Here is a 12,299-nt window from a genome sequence, read left to right as displayed (position 1 = left end):
TCTACAAGGCTAGATGGGAGGTAGAAATCTTTTTCAGAGACATAAAACAACAATTGCACATAAAATCCTTTATCGGAACAAGTCAAAATGCAGTGATGATACAAATTTGGACAGCATTAATAACTATTCTTATCCTAAAGGCGTTAAAAGCACAAGCTAAACACCCTTGGTATTTATCTAATTTGGTCGCCTTTATAAGACTAAACCTTTTTGTGAAGGTTGAACTGAATAAGTGGCTCGATTATCCTTTTCAAAAAGGTAAACCCCCTGCAAATAATTATATGCAAGGGGTTCTATTTTGAAAAAACACAAAAATTAATGGTTAAACCAGTAAAATGGTTAAAATTAGTGCGCCTTAATTTTATTTAGGACAGGATTGATTTTTGTCCATTAAATAATAGTACATAGAAAATAAAATGTTGGCACAAGGAGCAAAGGAATTAAGAAAAGAAAAAGGCTTGTCTCAAGAAGAATTAGCTAAAAGTTCAGGACTATCTTTAAGAACTATTCAGCGATTTGAAAATGGAGAAACAGAACCTTCAGGTGAAACTCTTAGAAGAATATCGTCAGCTTTAGATTTAACTCCAAAAGAATTAATGGAATGGGGTCAAAATAAAGACACATTGAAAAAGACGGTTAAAGCTAAACATGAATATCTGCACATTTTTGACAGTAAACTGGTTTTTAGTAAAACCCCTGAAATAGAAGATTTAGTTGGAGATTATGGTAAATCGGTTAACAATGCTTTTAAATCGTTGATGGTATTCCTTGTTTTTATACCAATTTTCACAGCATTGGCAGTTGTTTTTTATAATATGGAAAAATTTGGTTTGGCATTATATGTAGGATCATTTGGATTATTTTTCTTGACTTTAGCATTCTATTATATGCTTTTCACCTCAGGTTCTTCTTCTATAAATAAGGAGAGTATTCATAAAATAAAGATAAAAAGGAGACTTAATTATACTGTGCTTGAGATTTCTTATAATGAATTTGGTCGATTTAAAAAGCGGGGATTGATATTTGAGAAACATCAAGTGGAGCCGATGAAAAATGTTTTGCTATCGCAGAAACTAATTGAAAAATCAGATATATCACTTAAAGGAAACAAGGGAATGAGAGTTGGCATTATTGTTTTTATGGGATTATTTTGCATTATTCCATCTTTGTTGAATTTGAAAAGTGGTGAAGACAAAAGCTTAAACATAATGATGTATTATGGATTTTACGTGATAATACTATGTATTATAGTTATATCAATAATGGTAATAAGATTTTTAAAGCCATCATTCAATAAAAACAACAAACCGCTAACACGTGCTCATAAATAATTGCCATTTAGTAGTTTATTCAAGGTTTATAGCCCGTATTAGGTTCTGTGTAACTCGATATACGTTGGATGACCAAATAAAGAAAAGACGATGCTTTAAATACTTTTTAAAATGAAAAAAACAATATATATATTATTGATTATAGGTACCTGTATTGTCTTAAGTCTGAATTTTTATAATTCACAAAAAAAACTAGCTACTTATCGAAGTCCTGATGGTAAGTATGAATTAATAATAAAAAATAGAAGAAGTTTTTTTGAAACTATAATGCCTGGAGATGGAGGTCTAGGAAGTTTACCTGTAGAAGTAATACTAAAAAACTCTAACGGTAAAGTAATTGGTAAAAGCAGTGATAATAGTGATTGTGGGCTTTTTTATGACAGTGTTGAAGTGTCATGGGATATAGAAGAAGGGTATGTATCATATGGTAGAGCTAAAACTATCAACTTAAAAACAGGTCAAGTTGAATGTTAATACATAAAACGTTTTGTAATAACTTAGTATTCGGCTCGCCGATTGGCCAGAGCTGAATATTGTGTTGAATAATCCAGTTACAATGATGTGGTTGCTTACCCAAGTAAATATGCCTTTTTATACGGTTTATTCATAAATGTTTATTGTTTTAGTTTAATAGCGTCCTAAACGATTACTCTCTTTTTCTACAAAGATTTGCCACTGCTGACTTTATGGAATTAGTTGTACTTAGGGAGGTACTTTTTCTATATAATTTGAATTTTGTTTTTTGGGTTGGCCTATCGAAAATTTATCGTAAAATTTGAAGAGAAACTATCGTAAAATTTAAAGCTGTTTGAGCTAAACGTATGTTTCTATATAGTTGATTTTTAGTAGCGAGTTCTTTAAATTTAGATAGTGAACGAAAAATTTAGATAAAAGTTCGTAAGCCTAGATTTTTTTGGTTCGTTTTTTTATCAATGAAAAAAATGAACATGTAATATTATTTAGGACACGATTGGTTTTAGTTGTATTCATGATACCGCTTCGCTAAATTCTGTTTAGTTTATACTGAGCGAAGTCGAAGTACCAGTACCGAGTTTTGTAGTCGGTATTTGCTCATTATTCAATCACAAATAACCTTCAGATAAAACCTCACGATTTTCACCCTTGCGACTTACTAATGCTTCAAAGCCCCTGTCCTGAGCCAGAGCCGAATAGTTACTCTTGCGCATAATGGACTTGCACCCTCTAGATTAATTATTTACCTTTCGGTAAATCAAAAGACGCCCATGCTGTGCACACACACCGTATAAAATTTAGCCTATTTACGAAAGTCTAAACGGACTTTTTATCTGTGATTTATTTGCTAAATTTACTGCCTAAAACATGTAACTAATCTTATACAATCACGTTTTAGCCAATTAAAAATGACAGACGAAGAAATAAATAAGATAGTAAATCAAGTTGACGGAATTGAAGGAATGACAGTTAACGAAAGATTATTTACGACCGATTTAATGGACTTATTTGATAAAGCAAAAGTTACAGACAAAGAGTTGGCAAAAAGAATTCTATTGGCTTTAAAAGTTGACAATACCTCAATTGATAAAATCTTAAATTAATGAGTCCTGAAGTACCAATAATAGTTTTAATTCTAGCAATTCTAACTTATTTTATATGCATGTGGCTAATGACAAGGCTTAAAATTGGAAACGAAAGTAACAGAAAATTCCTTGCGATAATACCAACTGTTATTTTAAGTCCGATTATCTATGTCGGACTTGTGATGATTTGGATTTTCTCAATTTCATACTATCCAACAAGTGATTTCAACAAAGATGAATGGAATTCCAATGTTGAAGAAAGATTTAAAATATCAGAATACATCATTGAGAGTAAAATCCTGATTGGTAAAACACGAGAAGAAGTAATCCAATTGTTAGGAAACGAATTTATAACTAATAATGAAAGTGAATTATCATATGAATTAGGTTTCGTACCAGGATTATTTAATATTGACCCTGATTATTTAGATATAAAACTTGAAAACGGAATAGTAATAAGTGTCAACCAACATAAAGGATGAAAAACTAGCTACAACACGAGTATAAACCGTTACCACACATTTCCAACATCAGAACCCGATTAATTTATGATAACACATTCCAATATTCTAGATCTTAATTCGAAAAGAAAATATTTACATTTTGTAAAAAACTATAAGAATCTATTATTTACAATACAAGAAGATAACATTTTAACCATTTGGAAAATTGAAGTTCCTTTCCAGCTAAAGCAATTAGTAAAGATACCGCTGGAAGTACGTTTTTACGAACCTAATTTTCAATTTATAGATGACACTCTCTTGTTAAGAGGCGGTAGAGGTAATAAAATTGCAATTATAAACTTTCAAAATCTTGACAAACCTACTGTTATAATTAAGGAAAGAGAAATGGGTTATATAAAAGGTGCCTGTATAGCAAAAGGCAAATTATACATTCAAATTTCTTCTCTTTATAATAAAGACTATAGGTTTGAGGTTTCTGATATTCCAACTATTAATAACACAGATCCAATATCAAAAATCGTTATACCAGATAAGAATGAAGAATCTTCCGCTTTTTACTCTTTAGTTTTTAATGATACCATTTATTGGGTTAATCAAGATTCTATATTTTTAATGGATATCTCAGAACCAGACCATCCAAAATCAATTGTATCAAAAGAAATAGTTAATTTAGGAATAGGCTATCCGATACTATTATCAGATAATAGAATGATTGTCTTTGAGATTGCAAGTGATGTGAGAATTGGGTTAAACTATTTAGATATTTCAGGTAATAATGTAAAAAGAAAAGCAAAAGGATTGTTTAAAAATCACTGCATTAGAGGTTGGCAGTTAATAGATAATACATTGTACATAGTACATTTGGATTTCAAAAAAACTGATAACGAACGAAAATATAAAACTTTTTTAAGTAGTGTTGACGTAAGTAGCGACCCAGTTATCAACTTCACAAAAGAACTACCTATTCTAGAAGTTTATGGTGAAGATAATACAACCATAGTTTGGTATTATATAAGTCATAACAAGCACATTTTTCTTCAAGGTAATGGAATTTTTTATGAGCTACCTTTCTAAAAAACGATTTGCTAATAACTAAGTTTTCGGCTCGCCGATAGGCCAGAGCTAAATATTAAGTTGACGAATCCGGTTGCTTTGCCATTTATGGGTAAAGCGGTAACTTTAGGGAAGGTATATAGGGTGTGTTAAGTTGTATTCGAGACCAAAATATATAAAAAGCACTTATGTTCTCATAGGTTCGTGCACTTTTTAATCGATTTAATTTTTAAGCAGGCGTTTTACAGTTTACTTTTAAGGGAATAAATCTAACTTAAGTTTTACATAAACGTTATAGGCAAACTAAAATATAAAACGGAATAAAAATATGCGATTACTATTTCAGATTTTCATCTATATTCTTTTCACTTCAGCACTTCACGCTCAAATTAGAGATACCATTTATTTGTGGCCGGATCAAGTTCCTAACGAGAAAAAGGAAAAACATGTACCAGTACAAACCGCTAATACAGGTGGTGATGTTAGTAGGATTACAGATATTACAAATCCTGCTATAGTTGTTTTTGAACCCGCTGCTAATTCAAATAATTCAGGTGTTGGAGTAATTGTTTGTCCTGGAGGCGGATATAGGATATTAGCTATCGATAAGGAAGGTTACGAAATAGCTAAATGGCTTAATGAACTCGGCTATACTGCTTTTGTTTTACAATACCGAGTACCAAATAATCAATTAGGGGCATTGAATGATATTCAAAGAGCAATTAGGGTTGTTCGTAGTAGAGCAGATCACTATGACTTGAATCCTCAAAAAATTGGTGCTATAGGATTTTCTGCAGGAGGGAGTTTAGTTGCACGAGCATCAACCCAATTTACTAAAGATTCCTATACTAAAACGGATGCTATCGATACATTATCCAGTAAACCGAATTTTTCAATGCTTGTTTATCCTGCGTATCTAGATAAAGGTGAAGACAGAAGTATTACACCTGAATTAGAGTTGAGTACAGGTGTACCGCCCTTTTTTATTTTTGGAACCTCAGATGACCAGCATGGAAATAGTTCATTAGTGTTTACTCAGGCGCTTAGAGATTATCAGATACCAGTTGAACTTCATATGATGCAAAATGGTGGACACGGATACGGTATGCGACCTGGTAATATTTCAGCTATAACATGGCCTTCTTTAGCAGCGATTTGGTTGGATATGACTATTAAATCGATTAATTAAAAGATTCTCAGATGTTGTTATGCTTTATCTCATCATTATATATTGATTGGAACTTCTACAAAAGAAGTTTTAGAAAATAAATAACAATACCTAATAAAGTACTTCTAGTAAGAATGGTTATATATTAATTCTATTTTTGCTGCGATAAAACCTGATTTAAGGGCTGGCAAAAAACATACACTAAAAACACTTACCAATAATGGATTTAAAAAATGATAATAAGAATACCCCAGTTGATAAACAGCAAGAAGGAGATGAGCTTTCGAGTACAGAACTCAAACCAAAAACAAATGAGGAGCTGAATGTAGAGAAACCTTCTAGACGAAATAGGAGGCAAGCCACTGAAGCAGAACTTAACAATCCGCTACATGGGGTGAAATTGGCTCAGATTTTAGATCGTCTAGTAGAATATTATGGTTGGGAGTATTTGGCAGATCGTGTCAATATTCGCTGTTTTATATTTAACCCTACAATAAAGTCAAGTCTAGGTTTTTTAAGAAAAACACAGTGGGCTCGCGAGCATGTAGAGGATGTATATTTAGATATGTTGGATGAAATTGAAGACGAGGAGGCTTTTAAAGCGAGAAAATGATACAGGTTTAAACGGATAGTTCTTATCGGAACTTCTCTGTTATGATGTCATCAAAATGTTAACATCTATTTGATTTTTAAATAGATACGTGTAAAAAAACGTATATTACATTAAAAATCAATACTATGCCGTTATATTTAGACTTACATGAACTTCCAGAAGGGATAACCGCAGCACATGTTGCAGAAATGCATCAAGCAGATTTAGATATTGAACATAAATACAATTGTCGGGGGTTAACATACTGGTGTGACGAAAAACGTAAAACAGCCTTTTGTTTAATAGATGCTCCAAATAAACAAGCACTCATAGATTTACATGAAAATGCTCACGGTGCTATCCCAACGCGAATTATTGAGGTAAATGATACTATAGTGGAGTCCTTTTTAGGGCGTATTGAAGATCCCGAAAAGTCTAAAAATATAACTCTAAATATTATTAACGACCCTGCGTTTCGAACGCTTATGGTTGTAAAAATTAAACGGAATACGTTAAGCCGTAACCATAGCAATATGCTAAATGCTGCAATTCGGGGCTATACTAAATCTATTATCGCCTTAACGCACGAAAATAAGGGGCGATTGGTACAGCAAGAGGGCAGTTGCTTTCTAATGTCTTTTGATGCTGTTACTAACGCTGTGCATTGCGGATTAAGAATTAAAGCGGCTTATAACGCGGTGATAACTCCCGATTTAGAATTTAATATTGGACTAAGTGCAGGAACTCCTGTTACCGATAAAGACAGTATTTTTGAAGATACAATCAAGACTTCAAATTACTTTAGTGATATGGCTAAAGGCGATTTTTCTATCACTACAGCCGTAAAAGATCTCTATGAAGGCGAAAATCAAAACAAACCCATTTCCATCCATAAAGACATTAGTGTTTTAAGTCAACAGGCAGAAGCATTTATAATGCAATTAATGGCCTATACTGAAACGATTTGGTCGCAAGCAACTATAAATGTTACAGATTTTGAAGACAATTTAGGCTATAGTAAATCTAAACTCTATCGCACAATGATGGATGTTGTAGGTAAATCTCCCAATCAATTTTTAAGAGATTATAGGCTTAATAAAGCGCTAGAGTTGTTAGAAAAACAACAGCATAATATTTCCGAAATCACCTATCAAACCGGTTTTAGTAGTCCTGCTTATTTTTCAAAATGTTTCCAAAAGAAGTATGGTGTTTTACCTTCTGTCTTTAATAATAGTTAATTAAAGTATTGTTTTGTAGTATGTTGTAAAATATGTGAATTGGTCTAAAAGTATATTTATTTGGTCTAAATGTAGAATTCTAGAATGTTTTTCTGTTCTACTTTTGAAATAAATCAAATACTTATATTATTATGAAAACAAAAATTGTATTAGGAATAGTGGTGATGTTATCATTGGTATTCGCAAGCTTTCAAGCAAAAGATGAAGTCGTAAAAACAGACTTGATTACGAATGAGTTTCCAAAAGAGAAACAAGAAGTTCTAGAAACATTTGGTGCCATTGCACAAAGCATAAAAGATGGTGATATGGATCAGCTTATATCCTATCATGCCTATAGTCCAAAGTTTACAGAATTTAAAAATGGACAACCTAGAAATGGTGGTGAAGCTAACGAAGAACACGAACGTAGTGTTTTTGGAGTAGTTACAGAAGTTGTAAAATTTGAGGCCGACGATTTACAAATTGCGGTGTATGGCGAAGTGGCCAACTTAACATTTCATTCCGATTTTGAATTAATGTTCGGAGACGAACTTGTAGTTGTAAATGATCAAATTACACTATTGTTTGTAAATACCGAGGATGGTTGGAAAATGGTTCACGAGCATCATTCGCCACTTAAAAACCAACAATAGCAACACAATAATAATTCCCTAAGATTATATTTAATAGCTGATTTCCATAGTTTTTTAATTCTAACTTTAATATATACCAATGAAAAATTCAGCAAAAACACTAGACCCTCAAATTATAGGCGCATTTAAAACGCAATTAAATGGTCAGCTTATTTCACCTACAGATGCTGCTTATAACGATACACGGCGAGTCTATAATGGCATGATTGATAAATATCCAGGATTAATTGCGATGTGCAATACTACTGAAGACGTTATTACCGCTGTAAATTTTGGAAGAGATAACAATCTGTTAGTAGCGATTCGTGGTGGCGGTCATAATGGCGGCGGACTGGGGATCTGTGAAGACGGATTGGTAATTGATTTATCCGGAATTAAGTTTGTTACGGTCTACAGGTCTAATAAAACTGTAAAAGTAGGCGGTGGAAACATTTGGTGTGAAGTCGATGAAGAAACTCATAAATACGGACTTGTAATTCCTTCGGGAATGGTATCTTCTACAGGTGTTGGTGGTTTAACCTTAGGTGGCGGTGTCGGATATTTAAGCCGGAAGTATGGATTAACGATTGACAATCTTTTAGAAGCAGAGATGGTTTTAGCCGATGGTAGTTTTGTGACTGTAAATGCTGAAGAACACACCGATTTGTTTTGGGCAATCAGAGGTGGAGGTGGAAACTTTGGTGTGGTTACCTCGTTTACATTTCAAGCACATCCGCTTAAAACGGTAAAGGCTGGACCAACATTTTGGCCTATAGAACGTGTAGAAGAGATTATGGCGTGGTATGATACATTTATTGAAAACGCAACAGAAGATATTAGCGGATTTATAGCGACCATGGTGGTTCCAGAATCTCCATTTCCAGCAGAATTACACAATAAAAAGTTTTGTGCTATTATTTGGTGTTATACGGGAGATAGTGGAGAATTTGATGAATTATTTAAGCCTGTGCTTGATCTAAAACCTATATTTGCTCATGTTGGCGAGATGCCATATCCAGCATTACAAAGTATGTTTGATGATTTCTTTCCTACAGGTATGCAATGGTATTGGAGAGCTGACTTTTTTAATAGTATAACTCCGAAAATGACTGCACAACATTTTAAATTTGGTTCTAAAATTCCAACAGCATTATCTCAAATGCATTTGTATAATATTAGTGGTGCCGCAAGTCGGGTAGGAGCAGAAGAAACACCCTGGGCCTATCGCGATGCGAAATATGCAGGTGTGATTGTAGGTGTAGATCCAGATCGTAAAAACTCAGATAAAATCACGAATTGGTGTAAGGACTATTGGGAAGCATTACATGTATATTCTTCTGGTGGGGCATATTCTAATTTTATGATGGACGAAGGTCAAGAGCGTGTAAAAGCAAGTTATAAGTATAATTACGAGCGTTTACTATCTATTAAAAAACAGTATGATCCAGAGAATTTATTTCGCGTAAATCAGAATATTAAATCTTAATGGAAATAATGAAAAAGGGTTAGGTTAACGTAACTATTAACACGCCGTCATGCTAAATTAGATTTAATATCACACAAGATCATAATGCTAAAACAAGAATTTTAGATAACAGTAGTAAATAAGAAATTAAACGCAGTTCCGTTATAATACTCGGCCTCTTAAAATTTTGATAAAACAATTGGATTAAATAGCGTATCTGTTTTTTTACTATCCGAATACAATACTTTACTAAAAAAGTACTTTAAATTGTATTTAACTAAAATGTATTTTGGGTACATTTTCTTAACGCTAATTAGTCTAAAACATAACGGTTAATCCGTTCATTGTTTTCCAGAATTATATGCAGCCTTGATTTTTTTGGTTCAATTTTTCATTAAGGAAAAAAGAAGATATTAACTATAACATTCAATTCATTCCAGTACGTAAATATGGTTAGTTACGTATGAGAACCTGAAACAAGTTCAGATTGACGCTGCGATAAATAATGCGTCATGCTAAACTTGTTTCAGTATCAAATAAAGAGCAGATCTTCTTAAGTCAATTCTTTTTCATTTTTACTATTCAAACCCCTAATTTTATGTAATACAAAAATCAGATTAACTTCATTTCAATTTTGTGATATTCTGTAAGATATGTTAACAAATTAATCTTACAATATCAAAAAATATTTTGGTCTACATTTTTATTCTGAAGCCTTACTCCTTTAAATAATATTATCGGATAAATTTGTCCGAATTAAAATAAATGCATACTTTTACTAGAGTTAAGATTCAAATAAGATATTAAAACATCAAGGTTTGCACTTAAAAAGTATCAAGTATAATATTTGTAAGACATATTAAATCATAATGTAATGCATTTATTATCAGTCATTAAAAAGATGTATGTCACATGAGTAAAGCTATAAGATTTAAAAAATATATTTCTCTTAAATCAAAGAATTCATACTAACAGTTTTAAATATATTTGAGATGATTTTAAAAACATATAAAAGTTTATTGATAGAATATAGTTCAGGAATTATTGGTTATGGTACGCTAGGAGTACTTGGTCAGAGTTGTATAGGATCTATTGCTGCAATGTTTATATTAATGAATAATGATCTCCCCAAAACACCAAAAATGATTGAGCTCTTTTTAGTCACCATATTCACTATGGGGTTTAATGGTGCGGTACTATCGCAACAATCTGGAAAAGTTCAGTTTAACATACTTGTCGCAAGTATTTTAATAAGTATTCTATTCATCCTGCTTAATTAATTTTTATATACTATGGCAATAATTATAACAGATGAATGTATTAATTGTGGTGCTTGTGAACAGAGTGGCCAAATAATGCAATTTATGTAGGGGCAGACCAATGGAGATATTCTGATGGAACAAGACAGTAATTTAGCAGATGGGAGACATGTAAATGCAGACAAGTTACAAGAACCCATTGTAGATGAGTTTTATTTTATTGTTCCAGATAAATGTACAGAATGTATGGACTTTCATGATGAACCACATTGCGCAGCTGTGTGTCCTGTAGATTGTTGTATTCCCGATGAAAATGTTGTTGAAGCTAAAGAATCCCTTTTAGAGAAAAAACGAATTTTACATGATAAGTAATTGTGAATTTAAATAATGTGAGCTCCTTGTTAGAACCTGAAACGAGTTCAGGTTGACTTAACTATTAATGTCCGGTTACATACTTATCTAGTTTCAGTATCACACAAGATAAAACCCTGCAATTAACTTACAGGGTTTTATCTTTATCTTGAAAGGAAATACTATAAACGATATAAATTAATCGACTAAAGTACCTGAAGTCGCAATCGTTTTTAACGCATTAGAAATCATATTTAATGTTTCATCATTATTATCTATATCATGACGATCTGCAATATAAAACGGATCATTATAAATAATCTTCACATCACCATTAGCATCTTCATACACTAACATTTTTTGAGGTAAATCTAATGCGGTTGTTCTAGACTCTTGCATTAATGGTGTTCCTAATACCGGGTTCCCAAACATAATTAACTTTGCAGGCATTAATTCCATATCTACACGTTGTGCATTGGCTTGATGATCTAATTCTGCCATTATAGTGATAGGTTCTATAGTATTCAGTGTATTTATAATGTTCGCATAAGTTGTGTCAAAATCATTAGAACTCGACACGGTAATAATGCCAGAGGCATCATCGGTATCTACAGCATTTAAAATAGCTTCTTCTCCAGTTGAAGAATTCACAATCGAGGCCAAGGCATTTTCAATCATAGTTGTGGTTGAAACTTCTCCTAATTCATGTCTGTTTATAACATAATCTATAGAATTATAAGCAACAACAGTTTGTCCATCGTCATCTGTGTAAACGGTAATGCGTTGGGGAAGATCTAATCCAGCCTGAATATTATCTTGCATCAGAGGAGTTCCTAAAGCAGGGTTTCCAAAATAAACCGTTCGTGTATAGTCTAAAGTTAATCCTGCATTTACTGCATTTGCCGAATGATTAACTTCCGCAACAATCCCGATATTGCCGTTAGCATTTAAAGTCGAAATAATCGTGTTATATATTTCTGAAGGTTCAGTATTGGTTTTTACATATCCAATACCTTCAGTCTCTGGCATGTTGTTATTCTGATCTTGTACTGTTGAATCGTCATCATTGCAAGCAAAGAGTAAAAATACGGCACTAAATAATATTGAAGTAAATGTTGTCATTTTCATAAGTTCTTAATTTTGTTTGTCGAAAATAAAGAACGATTCTTTCAGTGTTTAGCGCTATCACTTATAATGTTGACTTAAAA

At 32.5% G+C, this 12,299-nt stretch carries 13 protein-coding genes and 1 pseudogene; 13 read left to right on the top strand and 1 reads right to left on the bottom strand.

The genetic code is table 11. The features are described 5' to 3' along the window. From R6X41_RS08105 to R6X41_RS08045, 13 genes and pseudogenes are all read left to right on the top strand, one after another. The coding region (locus R6X41_RS08105; protein ID WP_318499122.1) for a transposase at window positions 1-302 on the top strand (302 nt) is incomplete at its 5' end. Between the two features lie 114 nt (window positions 303-416). Then, window positions 417-1,331, top strand: coding sequence for a helix-turn-helix domain-containing protein (locus tag R6X41_RS08100; protein WP_318499121.1), 915 nt, complete (start codon window positions 417-419; stop codon window positions 1,329-1,331). Window positions 1,332-1,442: 111 nt separating this feature from the next. Continuing rightward, on the top strand, window positions 1,443-1,805 hold the full coding sequence (locus R6X41_RS08095) for a hypothetical protein (protein WP_318499119.1): 363 nt from the start codon (window positions 1,443-1,445) through the stop codon (window positions 1,803-1,805). Between the two features lie 908 nt (window positions 1,806-2,713). Next, entirely contained in the window at window positions 2,714-2,908 is a 195-nt protein-coding gene (locus R6X41_RS08090; RefSeq protein WP_318499117.1) for a hypothetical protein, read from the top strand. A gap of 68 nt (window positions 2,909-2,976) precedes the next feature. Then, window positions 2,977-3,372: a hypothetical protein gene (locus R6X41_RS08085; protein WP_318499115.1), complete on the top strand. Its 396-nt coding sequence runs from the start codon at window positions 2,977-2,979 to the stop codon at window positions 3,370-3,372. 66 nt (window positions 3,373-3,438) lie between these two features. Then, window positions 3,439-4,428 carry a hypothetical protein gene (locus R6X41_RS08080; protein ID WP_318499113.1) on the top strand — a complete coding sequence of 330 codons (990 nt, stop codon included), beginning with the start codon at window positions 3,439-3,441 and terminating at the stop codon, window positions 4,426-4,428. A 307-nt stretch (window positions 4,429-4,735) separates the two neighbouring features. Next, a complete protein-coding gene (locus R6X41_RS08075; RefSeq protein ID WP_318499111.1) occupies window positions 4,736-5,596 on the top strand; it encodes an alpha/beta hydrolase in 861 nt (286 codons plus the stop codon). Between the two features lie 199 nt (window positions 5,597-5,795). Then, window positions 5,796-6,188: a VF530 family protein gene (locus R6X41_RS08070; protein ID WP_318499109.1), complete on the top strand. Its 393-nt coding sequence runs from the start codon at window positions 5,796-5,798 to the stop codon at window positions 6,186-6,188. Window positions 6,189-6,313: 125 nt separating this feature from the next. Beyond that, window positions 6,314-7,405, top strand: a complete 1,092-nt coding sequence (locus R6X41_RS08065; protein ID WP_318499107.1) for a nickel-binding protein — start codon at window positions 6,314-6,316, stop codon at window positions 7,403-7,405. 131 nt (window positions 7,406-7,536) lie between these two features. Further along, window positions 7,537-8,037, top strand: coding sequence for a YybH family protein (locus tag R6X41_RS08060; RefSeq protein WP_318499105.1), 501 nt, complete (start codon window positions 7,537-7,539; stop codon window positions 8,035-8,037). Between the two features lie 79 nt (window positions 8,038-8,116). Next, window positions 8,117-9,502, top strand: a complete 1,386-nt coding sequence (locus tag R6X41_RS08055; protein ID WP_318499103.1) for an FAD-binding oxidoreductase — start codon at window positions 8,117-8,119, stop codon at window positions 9,500-9,502. 971 nt (window positions 9,503-10,473) lie between these two features. Beyond that, on the top strand, window positions 10,474-10,761 hold the full coding sequence (locus R6X41_RS08050; RefSeq protein WP_318499101.1) for a hypothetical protein: 288 nt from the start codon (window positions 10,474-10,476) through the stop codon (window positions 10,759-10,761). Window positions 10,762-10,773: 12 nt separating this feature from the next. Continuing rightward, window positions 10,774-11,112 (top strand): annotated as a pseudogene (locus R6X41_RS08045) (4Fe-4S dicluster domain-containing protein). Between the two features lie 177 nt (window positions 11,113-11,289). On the opposite strand, the gene R6X41_RS08040 reads toward R6X41_RS08045, so the two are convergent. Further along, complete coding sequence (locus R6X41_RS08040; protein WP_318499098.1) at window positions 11,290-12,219, bottom strand: DUF302 domain-containing protein; 930 nt, start codon at window positions 12,217-12,219, stop codon at window positions 11,290-11,292. Window positions 12,220-12,299: the final 80 nt, after the last annotated feature.

The sequence above is a fragment of the Formosa sejongensis genome (assembly GCF_033447105.1).
Classification (GTDB): Bacteria; Bacteroidota; Bacteroidia; order Flavobacteriales; family Flavobacteriaceae; genus Formosa.
Note: the sequence above shows the minus strand (reverse complement) of the source record. Positions and strands in the feature narration are given on the sequence as shown.